The organism is Amycolatopsis sp. NPDC005003 (genome assembly GCF_053600695.1).
Map to the genome: position 1 here is coordinate 57696 of NZ_JBSGAI010000033.1, position 20288 is coordinate 77983.

At 75.2% G+C, this 20288-nt stretch carries 8 protein-coding genes; 5 read left to right on the top strand and 3 right to left on the bottom strand.

What is annotated here, in order from left to right:
* Window positions 1–4 precede the first annotated feature (4 nt).
* Together ACWED2_RS32335 and ACWED2_RS32340 are read right to left on the bottom strand one after the other, a co-directional pair.
* The gene (locus ACWED2_RS32335; protein WP_449694292.1) at window positions 5–4534 is read right to left on the bottom strand and encodes a type I polyketide synthase; all 4530 of its coding nucleotides are present in this window, start codon (window positions 4532–4534) and stop codon (window positions 5–7) included.
* 28 nt (window positions 4535–4562) lie between these two features.
* Window positions 4563–12437: a type I polyketide synthase gene (locus ACWED2_RS32340; RefSeq protein ID WP_449694293.1), complete on the bottom strand. Its 7875-nt coding sequence runs from the start codon at window positions 12435–12437 to the stop codon at window positions 4563–4565.
* 486 nt (window positions 12438–12923) lie between these two features.
* Between ACWED2_RS32340 and ACWED2_RS32345 the strand changes: the two genes are divergently transcribed.
* The 3 genes from ACWED2_RS32345 (at window position 12924) to ACWED2_RS32355 (ending at window position 17667) form a co-directional block, all read left to right on the top strand.
* The gene (locus ACWED2_RS32345) at window positions 12924–14153 is read left to right on the top strand and encodes a pyridoxal-dependent decarboxylase, exosortase A system-associated (protein ID WP_449694294.1); all 1230 of its coding nucleotides are present in this window, start codon (window positions 12924–12926) and stop codon (window positions 14151–14153) included.
* 145 nt (window positions 14154–14298) lie between these two features.
* Entirely contained in the window at window positions 14299–16719 is a 2421-nt protein-coding gene (locus tag ACWED2_RS32350) for a BTAD domain-containing putative transcriptional regulator (RefSeq protein WP_449694295.1), read from the top strand.
* A gap of 21 nt (window positions 16720–16740) precedes the next feature.
* A complete protein-coding gene (locus tag ACWED2_RS32355) occupies window positions 16741–17667 on the top strand; it encodes a TIGR03564 family F420-dependent LLM class oxidoreductase (RefSeq protein ID WP_449694296.1) in 927 nt (308 codons plus the stop codon).
* Between the two features lie 4 nt (window positions 17668–17671).
* Here the strand turns inward: ACWED2_RS32355 and ACWED2_RS32360 are convergent, their stop codons facing one another.
* Window positions 17672–18160, bottom strand: coding sequence for a beta-class carbonic anhydrase (locus tag ACWED2_RS32360; protein WP_449694297.1), 489 nt, complete (start codon window positions 18158–18160; stop codon window positions 17672–17674).
* Between the two features lie 206 nt (window positions 18161–18366).
* On the opposite strand from ACWED2_RS32360, the gene ACWED2_RS32365 reads away from it, so the two are divergent.
* Both ACWED2_RS32365 and ACWED2_RS32370 read left to right on the top strand, forming a co-directional pair.
* The gene (locus tag ACWED2_RS32365) at window positions 18367–19293 is read left to right on the top strand and encodes an ABC transporter permease (protein ID WP_449694298.1); all 927 of its coding nucleotides are present in this window, start codon (window positions 18367–18369) and stop codon (window positions 19291–19293) included.
* On the top strand, window positions 19293–20288 hold the full coding sequence (locus ACWED2_RS32370) for an ABC transporter permease (RefSeq protein WP_449694299.1): 996 nt from the start codon (window positions 19293–19295) through the stop codon (window positions 20286–20288). Before ACWED2_RS32365 ends, ACWED2_RS32370 begins: the two co-directional genes overlap by 1 nt.

Consider the following 20288-nt stretch of genomic DNA (forward strand, 5'->3'; position numbering starts at 1 on the left):
TCCCTCATTTCCGGGTGCCGGCCAGGCGGCGGCGCTGGCCCCGCGCGGATCCGGTGGTGGCCGCCCGCGGGGCGGGGGCGTCGGTGTCGGTCAGGGCGGCGGCGAAGGCGGCCACGGTGGGGTGGCCAAAAAGCACAGCCGGCGCGATCCGGCGACCGAGACGCTTCTCCAGCGCCGCCACCATGGCCATGCCGACCAGCGAGTTGCCGCCGAGGTCGAAGAACGGGTCGTGCACGCCCACCGCGTCGATGCCCAGGAACTCGCCCCAGACGCCGGCGATGTCGGTTTCGAGCTCGCCGCGGGGGGCCGCGTACTCGGTGCGCAACGGCGGCCGCGGGTAGCGCGTCACCGGTGGCGGCGCCGCTTCGAGCAACCCGCCGAGGTCGTTGAGGCCGGCCAGCTCGCGGCGGGCGGTGGGCAGGTCCTGGCGCAGGGCCACGACCGTGCCGCGGAAGCCGTGGCCGGCGAGTTTGTCGAGGACCGCGCACCCGGCTTCGGCGGTGAAGCCGTAGCGGCGGCGGTAGGCGATGCGGGCTTCGCCGGTGGCCGCGTCGGCCCAGGAGTCGTGCTGCCAGTGTCCCCAGGCGACGGTCACGACCTGGGTGTCTGATGTGGACAGTGCGGCACCGTGGGCGTCGAGGACGCTGTTGGCCGCGCAGTAGTCGGCTTCGCCGATGCCGCCGACGACCGTGACGATCGAGGAGAACAGGACCAGGCGCCGGGGCCGGGCGGCGATGAGCGGGCCGACGGCCTCGACCTTCGGGGCGAGCGTGCGGCGCATGTCTTCGGCGGTGCGGCGCCGGGCCAGCCCGCCGCCCGGCAGGCCGGCGGCGTGCACGATCGAGTCCGGCGCGCCGAACCGCTTCCTGGCTTCGGCCAGGGCTTCGGCCAGCTGCCGCGGGACGCCGACGTCGGCCTTGAGCACCAGCACCTCGGCGGGGTTCAGTTCCGTGAGGTCGGCTGGGTCCGCCTCGCCGGTGCGGCTGATCAGGGCGAGCTTGCGGGCGCCGTGGCGGGCGAGGTGCTTCGCGACGATCATGCCGAGGCCGCGGGTGCCACCGGTGATCACGTGCGTGCCGCCCCAGTCCGGGGTGACGTCGTCGAGCGTGAGCTCGGTGTACTCCTGGACCCGGCGGCGGCCGCCGCGCCAGCCGGCGAGCACCGGTTCGCGTGCGGCGTCGCCGGTCCACGGCCGGGCCAGCTCGTCCAGGAGGTGCCGGGCCGGGGTGCCGGGTTCGACGTCGACGCCGCGCCACCGCAGGCCCGGGTACTCGGCCCGGACGCCGCGGCCGAGCCCGTGCAGCCCGGCGGCGTCCGGGTCGGTCAGGTCGCCGCCGGTGATCTCGGCCGCGCCGGTGGTGACGGTCAGCAGGCGGACCTTGTGGCCGTCCAGGGCCTGGACGGTACGCAGGAGGTCGTCGAAGCCGCCCTCGTGGACGACGTGCACCGGCTGGGGGAGGTGCGCCGGGTCGGTGCCGACGGTCATCCCCGCTTCCGCGGCCAGCGCGGCGAGTTCGCCGTTGGTGGTGATCAGCGAGCCGTGCGGCGTGGCCGTGGGGCGGGTGGGGTCGAGGCGCCAGACCGGGGTGTAGAGCCGGCCGTCCTCCGCCACCGGTGCGGCCTGGGTGCGGGTCGCCTGGGGCCAGAACTTCGTGCGCTGGAACGGGTAGCCGGGCAGGGACACGGTCCGGCCGCCGTTCCGCACCGCCGCGAAGTCCGTCGTCGCGCCGAGTTCCCACAGGCGGGCGAGAGTCTCCAGCAGCGCGGTGCCTTCGGCCGGGCGGTTCTCGACGGGCCAGGGCGCGGGGAGGGTGCCGAGCACGGCGGGCCGGGTTCCGGTGAGGTTCTGGCGGACCAGGCCGCCGAGGGTCTGGCCCGGGCCGAGCTCGACGTAGGCGTCGACGTCCTGCCCGGCGCAGTGCCGGACGCCGTCGGCGAACCGGACGGGGTGGCACAGGTGGCCGGCCCAGTACTGCGGGTCGATCGCTTCGGCGTCGGTGAGCACGGTGCCGGTCGCGTTCGAGACGATGGGGATCCGCGGTGCCCGCCGGGGCACCGAGGCGACCAGCTCGGCCAGCTCGGCGCGGGCGGGGGCCAGCAGCGTGGAGTGGAACGGGTGGGCCGAGCGCAGGGCCCGCGCGGCGAGCCCGGCGGCCTTCAGATGCCCGGCCGCGCTTTCGATCGCTTCCGGCGCTCCACTGAGGACGGTCATCTGCGGGCCGTTGAGCGCGGCGACGTCGACCTCCGTGTCGCGGACGGCGCCGGCGACCTGGTCCGCGGAAGCGGCGACGGCGAGCATCCGGCCGGCCGGCGCGCGCCCGATCAGCCGGGCCCGCCCGGTGACGACGTACAGGGCGTCGGCGAGGGTGAAGACCCCGGCGAGGCAGGCGGCGACGTACTCGCCGAGGCTGTAGCCGACGAGCAGGTCGGGCCGGACGCCCCGGTCGGCGAGCAGCCGGGCGAGCGCGTACTCGACGGTGAAGAGGAGGGGGTGCGCGATCTCGGCGCGGTCGAGGAGTTCGTCTTCCTGGCCGGCCCCGAAGAACGACGGCGCGGCGGCGGCGACCGGCTCCGCGAAGAAGGCGGCCTCGAGGTCGACCCCGCAGCGGCCGGCGGCGATGGCGCAGCATTCGTCGACGGCTCGGGCGAAGACGGGCTCGTCGCGGTACAGCTGCGTGGCCAGGCCGCGGTACTGGTCCCCGACGCCGGGAAGCAGGAAGGCGACCTTCGGCGCCCCGGGCTTGCGGTGCACGCCGGGGCTCTGCGCGGCGGCGGCCAGCTGCCGCGCGGCGTCGTCGAGGCTCGTGGCGACGACGGCCCGGCGGTGGTCGAGGTGCGCCCGGCCTTCGCGGAGGGTGTGGGCGAGATCGGCCAGGGTCACGGCCGTGTCCGGAAGGGCATCACGCGTGATCAGCGAGGCATCACGCGTGACTGCCGGGGCATCATCCGTGATCAGTGGGGCATCATCCGTGGTCCGGGCAACGGCGGGTGATGCCCCTCCAGTCACGCTTGATGCCTCTCCGGTCACGTGTGATGCCTCTTGAGTCACGCGTGATGCCCGGGAGGCGCCGGCCGCGAGGCGGCCGAGGCGGGTGAGCTGCGCGCTCAGCGCGGCCGGGGAGGCGGCCGAGACCGGGATCAGCTCGGCGATTTCTGTTGCCGGGGAGGGCTCGGTGGCCGGTGCGGCCTCCAGGACCAGGTGGGCGTTCGTGCCCGACCAGCCGAACGAGCTGACCCCCGCCACGGCCGGGCGGCCGCGGTCGGGCAGCGATGCCCGTCCGGTGGCCGGCCGGACCGTCGAGCTCGCCAGCACCTGCTCGGCCGGGTCGGTCATGTTCAGGTTCGCCGGCACCTCGCCGTTCTCCAGCACCAGCACCGTCTTGATCAGCCCGGCGATCCCGGCCGCCGTGTGGGTGTGGCCGATGTTCGTCTTCACCGCCCCCACCGTCAGGGGGTGGTCCGCCGGCCGGTCGCCGAACACGTCGCCCAGCGCACCCAGCTCGATCTCGTCGCCCAGCGGGGTGCCCGAACCGTGCGCTTCCAGGAAGTCGACGTCGGCCGGCGAAGCACCCGCGTCGGACAGGGCCCGGCGGATCACCTCCACCTGGGCGCCGCGGTTGGGCGCGGTCAGGCCGTTGCTGCGGCCGTCCTGGTTGACCGCCGAGCCGCGGATCACCGCGCGGACGCGGTGGCCGTCGCGCAGGGCGTCGGACAGGCGGGCCAGCACCACCATCCCGCCGCCCTCGCCCATCATGTAGCCGTCCGCGCTCGTGTCGAACGTGTGGCAGCGGTCGGTCGGCGACAGCAGCGCGTTGCGGCTGCTGTACACGTAGAGGAACGGGTGCAACGCCAGGAACCCGCCGCCCGCGAGGGCGTAGTCGCACTCGCCCGCCCGCAGCGCCCGGGCCGCGAGGTGCACCGCGACCAGCGTCGACGAGCACGCCGTGTCCAGCGAGAACGCCGGGCCGCGCAGGTCGAAGTGGTAGGCCAGCCGCCCGGCGACGACGCTGGCGAGGCTGCCCTGGCCCATGTACGGATCCGCGTACACGCCGGTGCCTTCGCGCTCGGCCTCCACCTGGCCGTACTGGAACGCGTCGGAGAAGCCGAGCAGGACGCCGGTGCGGCTGCCCGCGAGCCGGGGCGCCGGGGTGCCCGCGTCGTCCATCGCCTCCCACGCCAGCTCCATCAGCAGCCGTTGCTGCGGGTCCATCCGCAGCGCTTCCTGCGGTGCGTAGCCGAAGAACCCGGCGTCCCAGCCGTCCACTTCGGACAGGAAGGCGCCGCGACGGCCGGTGCTGCCGGGCACGTGGTCGAACCGGCCCGCCGGCACGTCGCCGACCTCGGCGGCGCGGCCGTCGCGCAGCAGCCGCCAGTACGATTCGACGTCCGGGGCGCCGGGGAACCGGCAGGACATGCCGATCACGGCGATGGGCTCGCTTTCGCGGGCCTCGTACTCGGCCAGCCGGCGGCGCGCGCCCGCGAGCTCGGCCGTCGCCCGCTTCAGGTAGTCGCGAAGCTTTTCTTCGCCGCTCATAACCGAACCCCTATCCGTTCGCAAAAGATCACAGCTTGTCGATGAAGGCGAAGAGCTCGTCGTCCGAGGCGAGGTCGAGCGCGGGCGGCCCGCCGAGCCCGTCCAGGGCCTCCCGCAGCACCTCCGCCAGCCGGGCGCGGTCCTCGGCGCCCGCGTCCGGCAGGACTTCGCCGAGGGTTTCGCGCAGCCGCTGCACGGGGTCCGGCGGCGGTGGGAGCAGCTCGCCGAGCAGGTGCGCGGCCAGCAGCTCGACCGTCGGGTGGTTGAACAGCAACGACGCGGGCAGCCGCAGCCCGGTGCCGGCCCCGATGCGGTTGCGCAGCTCCACCGACGTCAGCGAGTCGATGCCCAGTTCGCTGAACGGCTTCGCCACCTCGACCGACGACGGCGACCGGTGCCCGAGCGCCGTGGCGACCTCGGTGCGGACGAAGCCGGTCACCGCCGCGGCCGCGGTTTCCCGGTCCAGCCCGGCGAGCTGCCCGGCCAGCCCGGCCGACGCCGGAGCGGCCGCGGCCGCGCGGCGCACCGGCACGAGACTCCGCAGCACGGCGGGGATCTCGTCGGCCGCCCGCAGGGCCGCGGTGTCCCAGCCGGACGCCACGACCGTGCCGGACAGCCCGAGCGCGGCGTCGAACGCGGCGAGCCCCTGCGCCTCGGTGAGCGGCCGGACGCCGGTCAGCCGCGCGCGGTCCGTGCCGGTCATCGCGGCGGTCATGCCGGTCGCGGTGTCCCACAGGCCCCACGCGATCGACACGCCCGGCAGCCCGCGCGCCGCCCGGTGCTCCGCCAGCGCGTCGAGGGACGCGTTCGCGGCGGCGTAGTTCGCCTGGCCGCGGTTGCCCAGCACGCCGGCGATCGAGGAGAACAGCACGAACGCGGCGAGGGGCTGGTCCGCGGTGAGCTCGTGCAGCAGCCAGGCGGCGTCGCGCTTGGGCCGCACCACGGCGTCCAGCTGCGCCCGGGTGAGCCCGGTGATGGTCGAGTCGTCGAGGACGCCGGCCGCGTGCACCACCCCGGTGAGCGTCTCGCCGGCCAGCATCGCGGCGAGGGCGGCGCGGTCGGCGACGTCGGCCGCCACGACCCGGACGCGGGCGTCCAGCCCGGCTAGCCGGGCCGGGACGTCGCCGCCGCGGCGCGAGACCAGCAGCAGGTCGCGGACGCCGTGCGTGGTCACCAGCCGCTCGGCGAGCAGCGCGCCGAGCCCGCCCGTGCCGCCGGTCACCAGCACGGTGCCGCCGTCGAAGTCCACTGTGGACGGCTCGGCGGCGTGCCGCGCCAGCCGGGGCACGAGCACCGCGCCGTCGCGCACGGCGAACTGCGGCTCCTCCGCGTCGAGCGCCGCGGAGAGGGGGCCCCCGGGGCGGGCACCGGCGAGGGCGAAGCGGCCGGGGTGCTCGGCGATCGCCGAGCGCACCAGACCCCACACCGGCGCGCCTTCGGGCGAGCCCGGGTCCTGCAGGAACACCAGTTTCGAGCCGTCGCAGCGCGCGTCGAGCAGCCAGCGCTGCACGAGGTCCAGCACGGCGGGCAGCTCGTGCGCGGTGGTGAGCACGACGGGCGGGACGACCTCGGGCAGCTCCGTGCCGATCACGGTCCACTGCCGGTCGTCGCCGTCGGGCAGTGACGCCGGTGTCCACTCCACGCGGTAGAGCTCCGCGGTCGCCTTCGTCTCGGCGGCGGGGCGCAGCAACAGCGACTCGATGCCACCGAGCGGGGTGCCGGCGGTGTCGTGGAGGGTGACTTCGACGCCGGTGGCCGCCGAGCCGGACAGCCGGGCCCGTACCGAACCCGGCAGGGGCGAGGTGACCCGCAGGCCGCCGAAGGAGAACGGCAGCAGCAGTTCGGTGCCGTCGAGCACGAGCGCGTGCAGCACGGCGTCGAGCACCGCGGGGTGGGCGGTGAACTCGCCTTCGGCGGGCAGTTCCACCTCGACGTACCGGTCGTCGCCGTCGCGCCACAGCGCGGTGAGGCCCTGGAACGCCGGCCCGTATTCGTACCCGCGTTCGGCGAGCCGCGCGTAGGCACCGTCGAGGTCGACCGGCTCGGCCCCGGCGGGCGGCCAGAGGGGCAGGGGAGCGACGGGTGCCTGCCCCGGACCGACCGTGCCGGTCGCGTGCCGGGTCCACGGCCCGTCGCCGAGCCGCGAGTGGATGGTCAGCGGACGCCGGCCGTGCTCGTCCGCGCGGCCGAGGCCGGCCTGGACTTCGACGGCGCCCGACGCGGGCAGCGTCAGCGGTGCTTCGAGCGTCAGGTCCTCGACGCTCCCGCCGTCCGCCGCTTCCAGGGCCAGCTCGGCGAACCCGGTACCGGGGAACAGGACCGTGCCGCGGACGGCGTGCCCGGCCAGCCACGGCAGGGAGGTCGGCGAGAGCCGCCCGGTGGCGACGGAACCGTCGCCGTCCGCGACCGGGGTGGGGGTGCCGAGCAGGCCGCCGGTGCCGCCGGTGAGCCAGTAGCGCTGCCGGTCGAACGCCGAGGTCGGCACGTCCGGGTGGCGGGTGACCGGGCCGAGCAGCCGCGGCCAGTCGACTCCGGTGCCCCGGACGTACGCCGCGGCGAGGGCGAGCAGGAACCGCCGGCGCCCGCCTTCCCCGCGGCGCAGCGTGCCCACGGCGGTGCCGTCGATCCCGGCGTCGGCCAGGATCTCCTGCACCGCGCCGGCGAGGATGGGGTGCGGGCTGACCTCGACGAACAGCGGCCGCCGGTAGCCGGCGAAGGCGCGGACGGCGGTGTCGAACCGGACCGGCTCGGCCAGGTTGCGGTACCAGTACCCGGCCGTCAGCTCCGAGCCCGGCAGGAAACCGCCGGTGCAGGACGAGCAGATCGTGGTCGCGGTGTCGGCGGGGGCCAGCTCGCCGATCTCCCGGAGCAGCGCGTCGCGGACCGCCTCGACGTGCGGGGTGTGCGCCGCGTACGCCACCGGCGTGCGCCGGATCTGGACGTCGGCGCAGGCGGCCGCGAACTCCTCGATCGCGGCCAGGTCGCCGCCGACCACGGTGCCGGCCGGGCCGTTGTCGACGGCCGGCCACAGGCGGCCTTCCCACGGCGTGAGCCGCTCCCGCACCTGCGCCACGGGCAGCCCGACGGCGAGGATCCCGCCGGTCCCGTCCAGCTCGGCGGTGAGGAGCCTGCTCCGGACGGCGATGATCCGGGCGGCGTCGGCGAGCGGCAGTGCCCCGGCGACGACGGCCGCGGCGAGCTCGCCTTGGGAGTGGCCGACCACCGCGGCCGGGGCGACCCCGACGGCCTGCCACAGTCCGGCGAGGGCGACCATGATGGCGAACAGCACGGGCTGCACGACATCCGTTCCCTCCAGGCCCGGCGCGCCCTCGGCGCCGGTGAGCACGTCGAGCACGGACCACCCCGTGTGGGGGCGCAGTGCTTCGGCGGCCTCGGTGAGCAGCCGTGCGAAGCCTTCGTCGGCGGCGAGGAGTTCGGCGGCCATGCCGGGCCATTGGGCGCCCTGGCCGGGGAAGACGAACACGGGCTGGGTGTCGCCGGGCGCGGTGCCGGTGACGAGCGCGGGGTGCGGGGCGCCCTCGGCGAGGGCCCCCAGTGCGGCGACGAGTTCGCCCCGGTCTCCGGCGACGACGACCGCCCGGCAGGCACCGGGACGACGACGGGCGAGCACGGCGGCGGTGGCGGCGAGGTCGTGGTCGCCGGCGGTTTCGGCGTAGGCGCGCAGCCGGGCGGCTTGGGTGCGGAGGGCGGTGTCGGTGTGGGCGTGGAGGAGCCAGACGAGCGCCTCGGCGGCTGCTGTCGCGGGGGTTGCGGCGGGCTCCTCGGGCGGTGCGGCTTCCAGCACCACGTGCGCGTTCGTCCCGCTGATCCCGAAGCTCGACACCGCGGCCCGCCGCGGGCGGCCGTGGTCGGGCCACGCCTGGGGCGCCGAAAGCACCTCGACCCGGCCGCTCGCCCAGTCCACCCGCGGGCTCGGCAGCTCGGCGTGCAGGGTGCGCGGAATCGTCTCGTGCCGGAGCGCCTCGACCATCTTGATCACCCCGGCGACCCCCGCCGCGGCCTGGGTGTGGCCGATGTTGGACTTCAACGATCCCAGCCACAGCGGCGTTTCCCGGTCCTGGCCGTACGTCGCCAGCAGTGCGTGCGCCTCGATCGGGTCGCCCAGTGCCGTTCCGGTGCCGTGCGCCTCGACCACGTCCACGTCCTGAGTGGACAGTCCGGCCGCGCGCAGCGCCCGCCGGATGACCTGTTGCTGCGCCTGGCCGTTCGGGGCGGTGAGGCCGTTGCTGGCCCCGTCGGAACCGGTCGCGCCGCCGCGCAGCAGGGCCAGCACCGGGTGGCCGTGACGGCGGGCGTCCGACAGGCGCTCCAGCACGAGCATGCCCGCGCCTTCCGCGAACGCGGTGCCGTCGGCGTCGGCCGAGAACGCCTTCGCGCGGCCGTCGGCCGAAAGGCCGTTCTGACGCGTGAAGTCCACGAGGTTGCCGGGCGCGGCCATCACGGTGACGCCGCCGGCCACCGCGAGCGAGCAGTCGCCCCGCTGCAGCGCGTCGGCGGCCAGCTGGATCGCGACCAGCGACGACGAGCACGCCGTGTCGACCGTGAGCGCGGGACCGCGCAGCCCGTAGGTGTAGGCGATCCGGCCCGACGCGACGCTCGGCGAGGTGCCGGTGAGGCGGTGGCCGTCGACCGACCCGGTCGGCTCGTGCAGGCGCGGGCCGTAGTCCATCGCCATCGCGCCGACGAACACCCCGGTGTCGGTTCCCTCGAGGGAGCCGAGCCCGGCGCGCTCGATCGCCTCGTGGCTGATCTCCAGGAGCACCCGCTGCTGCGGGTCCATGGCCAGGGCTTCGCGGGGGCTGAGGCCGAAGAAGGCGGGGTCGAACCGGTCGGCGTCGTGGAGGAAACCGCCGAAGCGGGTGGCGCACGAGCCGGGACCGGTCTCGCCGAGGAGCGTGTCGAGGTCCCAGCCGCGGTTCGCGGGCAGCTCGGTGACGGCCTCGCCGCCGGCGGCCACCAGGTCCCACAGCTCGGCGGGGGAGGTGATGCCGCCGGGGAACCGGCAGCCCATCGCGACGATCGCGATCGGATCGCCCTGCTGCGGCACGGTCTCCGCGGCAGGAGCGGCCTCAGCCGGGCGGGCCCGCAGGTGCGTGATCAGGTGGTTCGGCGTCGGGAAGTCGAACAGCAGCGTGGTCGGCAGCTTCAGCCCGGTGGCCGCCTGCAGCCGGGTGCGCAGCTCCACCACGCTCACCGAGTCGAAGCCGAGGTCCTTGAACGTGCGCGCGGGGTCGATGCCGCCGGTGTCGGTGTGGCCGAGGACGGCCGCGGCCGTGGCGAGCACCAGGTCCGCCACCCGGGTGGGATCGACGGCGACCGGCGCGGCGGCCACCTCTTCGCCGAGCCGGAACCGGGTCCGCTGGAACGCGTACGTCGGCAGGTCCACCAGCCGCTCGCCCGGCACCTCCCACCGCACCCCCGCGCCGGCGGCGAACGCCTCGGCGAAGCTGCGCCGCAGCCGGTCGCCGCCGCCGTCGTCCCGCCGCAGCGTGCCGACGACGGCCACGGTGCGGCCCTCGGCTTCGGCGGTCTCCTCGATGCTGCCCAGCAGCACCGGGTGCGGGCTGCACTCGACGAACCGCGCGCCGCCGGCCGCGAGGGCCCCGGCCGTCGCCGAAGCGAACCGGACCGGGCGGCGGAGGCTTTCGAACCAGTACCCGGCGTCGAGCCCCGCGGTGTCGAACGGCTCGCCGGTGAGCGCGGAGACGAACGTGACCGAAGTGGACACCGGACGCACCGGGGCCAGCAGCCGCAGGATCTCCTCCCGCAGCGGGTCCACCGCCGCCGAGTGCGACGCGTAGTCGACCGGCAGGATCTTCGCGCGGTACCCGGCCCCGGTGAGCGTGGCGTGCAAGGCCGCCAGCGCGCCGGCCGGCCCGGACAGCACCACGGACCGGGTGCCGTTCACCGCCGCGACCGACACGCCGGCGGGCAGCAGCGGCCGGACGACGTCTTCGGGCGCGCCGGCCGACAACATCCCGCCGCCGCGCGGCATCCCGGCGATCGCCCGGCTGCGCAAGGCGACCACGCGGGCGCCGTCGGACAACGACAACGCGCCGATCGCGGTGGCGGCGGCGATCTCGCCCTGGGAGTGCCCGACCACGACCGACGGCGTGAGCCCCGCGTCGCGCCAGACCTCCGCCAGCGACACCATCACCGCCCAGAGCGCGGGCTGGACGACGTCGACGCGGCCGAGGTCGGCGGTGCCGTCACGCAGCTCTGCCAGCAGGTCGTAGCCGGCGAACTCCGCGAGCGCGGCCGAGCACTCCGCCAGCCGGCGGGCGAACACGGGCGAGTCGCGCAGCAGCCCGCGGGCCATCTCCGGCCACTGCGAGCCCTGCCCGGGGAACACGAGGACGTCGGCGCCGTCGACGGTCCGGCCGGTCACGACGTGCTCCGACGGCGTGCCGCCGGCCAGCGACGCGAGGTCGTCGAACACGACCGCGCGGTGCTCGAAGAGGTCACGGGTGCGCAGCAGCGACCGGGCGACGTCGCCGTGGGCGAGGTGCGGGTGCTCGGCCAGGTGCTCGGCGAGGGCGTGGGCCTGGGCCGGGAGGGCGGCGGCCGACCGCGCCGAGAGCACCAGCGGGGCGTCCTCGGCGGCGGCGTCCCCGGGCGGGACGGCCGCCGGTGCTTCGGCGACGACGAGGTGGCAGTTGGTGCCGCCGACGCCGAACGAACTGACGCCGGCGACGAGCCGGTCCCGCGGCCGCGGCCAGTCCCGGGCCGCGCCGACGACCTCGAGGTTCAGCGTCTCGAACGGGATGGCCGGGTTCGGGGTGGCGAAGTTCAGGCTCGGGCTCAGGCGGCGCTCGGACAGGCACACCAGCACCTTCAGCAGCCCGGCGATGCCCGCGGCGCCTTCGAGGTGGCCCACCACGGTCTTCACCGAACCCACCTGCAGCGGCTCCGGGCGGTCGCCGGCGAACGCGGCTCCGAGCGCCTCGGCCTCGATCGGGTCGCCGACCGGCGTACCGGTGCCGTGCAGTTCGACGTACTGGACGTCGGCCGGCGCGACTCCGGCGTCGGCGCAGGCCAGCCGGATCACCTCGGTCTGCGCCCCGGCCCGTGGAACGGTGAGACCCGCGCCGCCGCCGTCGTTGTTCACGGCCCCGCCCAGCAGGACCGCGTGGACGCGGTCGCCGTCCGCGAGCGCGGCGCCCAGCGGCTTGAGGACGACCAGGCCGCCGCCCTCGCCGCGGACGTACCCGTCGGCCCGGCTGTCGAAGGTGTGGCAACGGCCCTGCGGGGACAGCGCGCCGAAGCGGTCCACGATCTCGGTGCCCGCCGCCAGGAGGTTGAGGTTCACCCCGCCGGCGAGCGCGACGGCCGCGGTGCCGCGGCGCAGCTGCTCGGCGGCCAGGTGCACGGCCACCAGGGACGACGACTGTCCCGAGTCGACGGTCAGGCTCGGGCCGCGCAGGCCGAGCACGTAGGAGACGCGGTTCGCGATCAGGCTGCGGTGGGTGCCGGTGAGGGTGTGCGGACCGGCGCCGAGGCGGTCGTGCAGCAGCGCGTAGTCGCCGTTGATCGCGCCGACGACGACGGCGGTGCCGCTGCCCCGGAGCGTGCCGGGCGCGATCCGGGCGTCCTCGCACGCCTCCCACGCGAGCTCCAGCACGAGCCGCTGCTGCGGGTCCATCGCCGCGGCCTCGCGCGGGGAGACGCCGAAGAAGGGCGCGTCGAAACCGTCCACATCGGACACGAAGCCGCCGCGCCCGGCGCCGTCGCCGTCCGTCCACCGGCCCGGCGGAACCTCGCCGACGGCCTCGCGGCCCTCGGCCAGCAGCCGGCGCAGCCGCGCCGGGGAAGGGGCGCCGGGCAGCCGGCAGGACATGCCGACCACCGCGATCGGCTCACCGGGAGCAGGCAGGGAAGACATAGTTCACCCATCGTCGGAAGGGATCGCGGAAATCGGGGAATGCGCGTGCTGCTGACCGAATTGCACCGGTTACCGGGAATTCCCGGGTGGTGCCGGTGGATTCCGATCGTGCGGGCTGCGCACCCCGTTCGTCAAGGGGGTTCCCGGCGTCGCCGGTGGCAGGCAGGCGACGGCAGGAAGCTGCCACCGGAGCGGGCCACCCGGCTGGAGCAGTGGGCGTGGGTGACTGCGCCGAACGGTGTGGTCAATTGCTCTGACCTGCGGAAATAACTGTCCGGTCCGGTGTGGATGGTGTCACCGGCGTGACCGTTCGGACACAGCAGGTACACCTGGGTACAGCTGTCCCCGCCCCGCCGCCGAATCTGGGTGAGGACTACCCATGTCCGGGTGGGTGGGTAGTTGCTTCAGTGTTCGCAGTACCGCCCGGCAACGACGGCGGTGCCTTTTCCGGTTGCTATTTCCCCGTGCTCGAAGAAAAGGAAAGCGATGGCGAACACGACGGAAGCCGCGGCGGCGCCGCATCGCCGCGCCGGCGGTGTGCTCACCGTGGGCGGCGTGCCCGTGGACCGGCTCGCGGCGCGGGTCGGCACCACTCCCTTCTTCGCCTACGACCGCTCGCTCGTCACCACCCGCGTCGAGCGGGTGCGAGCCGCCCTGCCCGACGACGTCGAGCTGAGCTACGCGGTCAAGGCCAACCCCATGCCCGCGCTGCTGCACCACCTCAGCGGCCTGGTCGACGGGCTCGACGTCGCGTCCGCCGGCGAACTGCGGCAGGCGCTCGACACGACCGTCCCGCCGGAGCGGATCAGCTTCGCCGGCCCCGGCAAGACCCCGGCCGAGCTGGCCCGCGCGGTCGCCGCCGGCGTCACGGTTGAACTCGAGTCCACCACCGAGCTGGTCCGTGTGCGGGAGGCCGGTGACCGCCTGGGCCTGACTCCGCGCGTGGCGCTGCGGGTGAACCCGGACTTCGCCGTGCGCGGGTCCGGGATGCGCCTGGGCGGCGGCCCGCAGCAGTTCGGCATCGACGCCGAGCGCGTCCCCGCCGTGCTGGCCGAAGTCGGCGCCGCGGGACTCGACTTCCAGGGCTTCCACGTCTTCGCCGGCTCCCAGAACCTGCGCGCGGAAAGCCTGTGCGAAGCCCAGCGCGCGACGGTGGACCTGGTGCTGCAGCTGGCCGAGGCGGCGCCCGGCCCGGTGCGGTCGGTGAACCTCGGCGGCGGCTTCGGCATCCCCTACACCGCCCGCGACACGGCACTGGACCTCGACGAAGTCGGCGAGAACCTGGCGAAGCTCCTGGACGTCTCGCTGCGCCCGGCCCTGCCCGAGGCGCGCGTGGTGATCGAGCTCGGCCGCTACCTCGTCGGCGAGGCCGGGGTGTACCTCACCCGCGTGGTCGACCGGAAGGTCTCGCGCGGCACGACGTTCCTCGTCGTCGACGGCGGCCTGCACCACCAACTGGCCGCGTCCGGCAACTTCGGCCAGGCCATCCGCCGCAACTACCCGCTCGCCCTGGCGTCCGCACCCGGCGGTCCCGAAGAGACGGTGACGGTGGTCGGCTGCCTGTGCACCCCGCTCGACCTCCTCGGCGACCGGGTTTCCCTGCCCGGTGCGGCGATCGGCGACCTGATCGCGATCTTCCAGGCCGGCGCCTACGGCCTCACCGCCAGCCCCACCGCCTTCCTCGGGCACCCGGCGCCGCCCGAAGTCCTCGTCTGACCCCGGAGGGAACACCGTGCAGACCACCGTGCCGACGCCCGGAGCCACCGCGCTCCGCACCATCGCTGGGACAACCGGGGCGTCGCCCCGGGCCGGGGGCGACGCCACCCGGACTCCCCGGACAGAAGCCGATCCCGGATTCCGCGTGCTGGGCCTGTTGCAGGTCCGCGGCCGCGAGCCGGTCGTCGTGACCGCCCGCCGCCAGCAGGTGGTGCTCGCGCTGCTGCTGCTCAACGGCAACCGCGTGGTGCCCCTGGAGGTGCTGCTCGACGCGCTGTGGGGCGCCGAGCCGCCCGCGACGGCCCGGGCACAGGTCCAGACCTGCGTGTCGGCCCTGCGGCGCGCGCTGGCGAAAGCCGGCCTGGGGGAACGGATCCGGGCCCGGGGGAGCGGCTACTGCCTCGACCTCGCCCCCGGGGAGCTGGACCTGCACGAGTTCGAGACGCTGGTGGCCCGCGGCCGCGCCGCGCGGCGGCCGGAGGAGGCGCGCGCGGCGTTCCGCGAGGCACTGGCGCTGTGGCGCGGGGAACCGCTCACCGGGATCGACAGCGGTGTCGTGCGGGCCCACCAGGTCCGCATCGCCGAGCGGCGGGTCGAGGTGCTCGAGGACTGCCTGGACGCCGAGCTCGAGCTGGGCCTGCACCGCGAGGTCGTCGGGGAGATCTCGGTGCTGACCGAGGAACACCCGTTGCGCGAGCGGTTCGTGCTGCAGCTGATGACCGCACTGCACCGGTGCGGCCGCCGGGTGGAGGCGCTCGCCGCCTACCGGGCCGTGCGCCGCCGCTTCGTCGAGGAACTGGGCCTGGAGCCCGGCGCCGCCCTGCGCGAGCTGCACCAGGACATCCTGGCGGGCTCGAGCGGGGCGCCGGCGGCCGGCCGCGCGATCCCGCGGATGCTGCCCGCGCGGCTGCCCTACTTCACCGGGCACGAGCGGTTGCTGGCCGGGCTGCGGCGCGGCCTCACCGACGACGGACCCGGCGCCGCGGTGGTCACCGTCCTCACCGGACGCGGCGGGGCGGGCAAGTCCGCCGTGGCGGCCGAAGCCGCGCACCGCGCCGCCCCGGCGTTCCCCGACGGGGTGCTCTACGCACGGCTCGCCGAGGAGGACGCGGGCGAGGTGCTGGGCCGGTTCCTGCACGCACTCGGCGTGCCCGCGGCCGAAATCCCCGAGGAGCTGGAGGGCCGCGCCGCGCTGTACCGCAGCGTGCTCGCCGGGCGCCGGGTCCTGACCGTGCTGGAGGACGCCGCGGGCCTCGCGCGTGTCACGCCGTTCGTCGCGGACGCCCGCGGTTGCCGGCTGCTCGTCACGACCACCGCCCGGGTGCCCTCGCTGCCCGGTGTGGCGGTGGCCGAACTCGACGTGCTGGACGGCGCGGAGGGCGTCGAGCTGCTGTCCGCGCTCGTCGGCGAAGACCGCGTGACCGCGGAGCTGTCGGACGCGGTGGAGCTGGTCGAGCTGTGCGGCGGCCTGCCACTGGCCGTGACGGCGGCCGCCACGCACGTCGCGGCCCGGCCGGGGCGCACGCTGGCCCAGGCGGTGGCCCGGCTGCGGGCCGAAGGCGACCGGATCGGCCGGCTCGGCGCGGGCGTCCGGGCGGCCGTCGGGCGCGGCCTGGAGGAACTGCCCGCTCCGGTGCGGGAGCTGTTCGCCCGGCTGGCGCTGCTTCCCGCGGGCAGCTGGGCGGGCTGGGCCGCGACGGCGCTGGCGGACCTCGGCCCGGCCGAAGCCGCCGACGCGCTGGAGTCGCTGGTCGACGCACGCCTGGTCGACGTCGCCGGAGCCCGCTACCGGCTGCCGCCGCTGACCCGGCTGCTCGCGCTGGAACTGCTGGCGGCGCAACCACTTCCGGAACGCGCGACGGCGTCCCGCCGGCTCTTCGGCGCGTGGCTGGCCGTGACGGACGAGGCCCGGGGTGTCGTGGCCGGCGGCGCGCCGCGGACGCCGGTTTCGGCCGATCCCGGTGACCGGGGCACGTGGTACGACCGCGAGTCCGCCGGTCTGCTGGCCGCGGTGCGCCAAGCGGCGGACCTCGGGGAGCCGGGGTACTGCGCGGAACTCGCGCTGGCGGTGGCCGACCTCGCGGGCGACCGGGGCCGGTACGCGGACTGGCGGGAGAGCGGCGAAACGGCGTTGCGCGCGGTGGTGCGTTCGGGCGACCGGCACGCCGAGGCGGCGCTCGAGCGTTCACTCGGCGAGCTGGCGGTCCGCGAAAGCCGCTTCGCCGACGCGGCGGGCCGGATCACGCGTGCGCTCACCGCCGGTGAACAGGCGGGCGGGGCGAGCTGGGACGAACTGGTCCGGCAGGTGCTGGCCGGGGTCGACCGCGCTCGCTCCGCGATGGCGGCCGAGCCGGTCCCGCTCGCGCCGCCGGCCGGCGAGCCGGGGGCGGGCAACCGCACGGCGGCGCCGCGGACCGCGTTGGGGCGCAACCAGTTCGATCTGGCGGCCGAGCGCGCCCAAGCGGACGGCGCACCCCGCTCGACGGGCCGCGCGAGCCACCGGCGCCTGCCGCGCCCGCGGCCGATCTCGTGGCGGCGGGAGTCGGAATACCCCGAGGAAGCCTGACCCGATCCGAGAGGAATGCCCATGACCATCGGTGCCGCCCTGCCCGCCGGTGACCTGTCCGGGGTCGCCAACAGCGTCGAGACGCTGCTCGCCCAGACCCGCGAGGCCGCGGACGCCGGCCTGCGCTCGGTGTGGTTCTCCCAGCTCTTCGACCACGACGCCGTCACCCTCGCCGCCCTCGCCGGGCGCGAGGTGCCCGAAGTCGCCGTCGGGACCGCAGTCGTCCCGCTGTACCCGCGGCACCCGCTCCACCTCGCCGCCCAGGCGCAGACCGCGCAGGCCGCCACCGGCGGGCGGTTCACCCTCGGGCTGGGCCTCGGCGTGCAAAGCCTGCTGGAACCGGCGTTCGGCTTCGAATACCCGCCGCCCATCACCTCCCTGCGCGAATCCCTGACCGTGCTGCGCGACGTCTTCGACGGCCGCCGTCCGGCGTTCGACGGCGAGACCCTCACCGCCTGCCCGCCCCTGCCGACGGCGGTGCCCGGGGGAGCCGGCGTCCCCGTCGTGGTCGCCGCGATGGGACGGCAGGCGCTGCGCGTGGCCGGCGAACTCGCCGACGGCACCCTCCCGTTCCTGGCCGGCCCGCGCGCGCTGGCCGAGCACATCGTGCCCACGCTGGCCAAGGCCGCCGCCGGCGCCGGGCGGCCGGAACCCCGGGTGATCGCGGCCGTCCCGGCGGTGGTGACCGACGACGCCGACACGGTCCGCCAGATCGCCGCCGTGCACCTGGGCTACTACGGCGACATCCCGTCCTACCGCCGCATCCTCGACGCCGAGGGGGCCACGCACGCGGCGGACCTCGCCCTGATCGGCGACGAGCGCACGGTCGAGGCGGGCCTGCGCCGGTACTTCGACGCGGGCGCGACGGAGGTCGTCCTCATCCAGTCCGGGATGCGTTCGCCGCGGGAGCGGCTGCGCACCTGGCAGCTCGCCGGGTCGCTGCGGTAGCGGCTCAGGCGACTTCGGTCAGCTTGCCCGTCGCCACGTCGAAGACGAAGCCGCGGATCGAGTCCTTCTTCGGGACGAACGGGCTGTTCCGGATCCGCGCGATCGACTGGCGGACGTCTTCGTCGAGGTCGTTGAAGGCTTCGGCGGCCCAGGGCGGCTTGATCCCGACCTCGTCCTGGATGGCCTTCTTGAAGGCGTCGTCGGTGAAGGTGAGCATGCCGCAGTCCGTGTGGTGGATCAGGATGATCTCCTCGGTGCCCAGCAGCCGCTGGCTGATGGTGAGGGAACGGATCTCGTCCTCGGTGACCACGCCGCCGGCGTTGCGGATGACGTGGGCCTCGCCCTCCTCGAGACCGAGGACGCCGTAGACGTCGATGCGCGCGTCCATGCAGGCGAGCACGGCGACGTGCTTGGCGGGCGGCAGCGGCAGCGGCCCGGAGAACCGGGCGGCGTAGGCGGCGTTGTTGGCCAGGAGTTCGTCGGTGACGGACATGCCGGTCCTTCCGGTGGGCGAACACTTGCGGCCGAGTGGACCCGCCGCGCGGCCGCCGTGCAACGCCGCCCACGAGCTGGACGGGCCGTCCACCGAACGGACGCCGCCGGGAAGTATCGTTCCACATCTTGAGACGGTGGATCGATCACCACCCGGACTGCCTAAGGTCCCTGATCGTCACTCGATCGGCTGAACCTTGAGGTGCTGTGTCCGCCCCCACCACCCTGCCGCCCCTCGCGGCGCGCTCCCTGCCCGCCGCGGTCTGGCGTGCCGTCCGGTCCGGGCGGTGGACGTCCGTCTGCGCGGTCCTGATCGTCGCCATCGTGCTGCTCGCCGCCGGGGCCGACCTGTTCACCCTCGTCGAGGGGCAGAGCCTCGTTCCCGACATCTCGACGCTCGGCCCCACCGGCCTCCCGGCCGGGACGCTCGGCGGGGTGAGCGGCGCGCACTGGTTCGGGGTCGAGCCGCTGACCGGCGTCGACCTCTTCGCGCTGGTCGCCCACGGGGCGCGGACGTCGCTGCTGGTCGGGCTCGGCGCCACCGCGCTCGCCACCGCGCTCGGGGTCCTGATCGGCGTCAGCGCCGGCACCCTCGGCGGCTGGTGGGACCGCCTGGTGACCTGGACCGCCGACGTCATCCTCGGCTTCCCGTACCTGATCTTCATGATCGCGCTCGGTGCCGTCCTGCCGGTGGACTTCCCGCGGCAGGTCACCCTCATCGTCGTCCTCGGGCTCTTCGGCTGGCCCCGGGTGGCCCGGATCGTCCGGGCCCAGGCGCTGACCCTGGCCAAGCGCGACTTCGTCGCCGCGGCCAAGGTGATCGGCGGCGGCCCGTGGCACGTCTTCACCAAGGAACTGCTGCCCAACCTGTGGGCGCCGATCATCGTCGTCGCCAGCCTGTCCATCCCGTCGATGATCGGCAGCGAAGCCGCGCTGTCCTTCCTCGGCGTCGGCGTCCTGCCGCCGACACCCAGCTGGGGCCGCACCATCAGCACCGCCATCGACTTCTTCGAGACCGACCCGATGTACCTGGTCTTCCCCGGGCTGCTGCTGTTCCTGATCACGCTGGCCTTCAACGTCGTCGGCGACGCGATCCGCGACGCGCTCGACCCGCGCTCGGCGGGTGCGGCCTGATGCGCACCGCCCGCTTCGCCGCCACCCGGTTCGCCGGGATGCTCCTGGTCCTGCTGGTCGTCACGTTCGTGACCTTCGTCGTGTTCTACGTCCTGCCCGCCGACCCGGCCCGGATGGCCTGCGGCCGCCCGTGCTCGCCGGAAGGCCTGCAGCTCGCCCGGGAGTTCATGGGCTACAACGTTCCTTGGTACGGGCAGTTCTTCGAGTTCCTCGGCGGGATCGTCGGCGGCCGCACGTTCGGCACCGGCGCGGCGGCGATCCACTGCACGGCGCCGTGCTTCGGCTGGGACTTCCAGAACAACGTCGACGTCCTCAGCGAGATCGGCGGCCGGATCGAGGTCAGCTTCTCGGTCGCGCTGGGCGCCGCGGCGATCTGGATCGTCCTCGGTGTCGGCCTCGGCCTGCTGTCGGCGCTGCGCCGCGGGACCGCCGTGGACCGGATCACCATGGCCGCCGCGATGGCCGGCGTGTCCATGCCCGCCTACCTGGCCGGGATGATCGGCATCACGATCTTCGCGTTCGCGCTCGACGTCGTCCCGAAATCCGGGTACGTGGCGCTGACCGAGAACCCCGCGCAGTGGGCGTGGCACCTCGCGCTGCCCTGGTTCGTCCTGGCGTTCCTGCACGCGGCGATCTACGCGCGCCTGACCCGCGGCCAGATGCTGGAAACCCTCGGCGAGGACTACATCCGCACCGCGCGGGCCAAGGGCCTGACCGAACGCAAGGTGGTGGGGCGGCACGCGCTGCGCAACGTCCTGCTGCCGGTGGTCACCGTGTTCGGCGTCGACCTCGGTTCGCTGCTGGCCGGGACCGTGATCACCGAGCGGATCTTCGGCATGGCCGGGGTCGGGCGGCTGCTCGTCGACGCCATCGCGTCGCTCAACCTGCCGGTGCTGCTCGGCGTGACGCTGTTCTCGGCCCTGCTGGTCACGGTCCTGAACTTCCTGGTCGATCTCTGCTACGGCGCGCTCGATCCGCGAGCCCGCCTCGTCTGA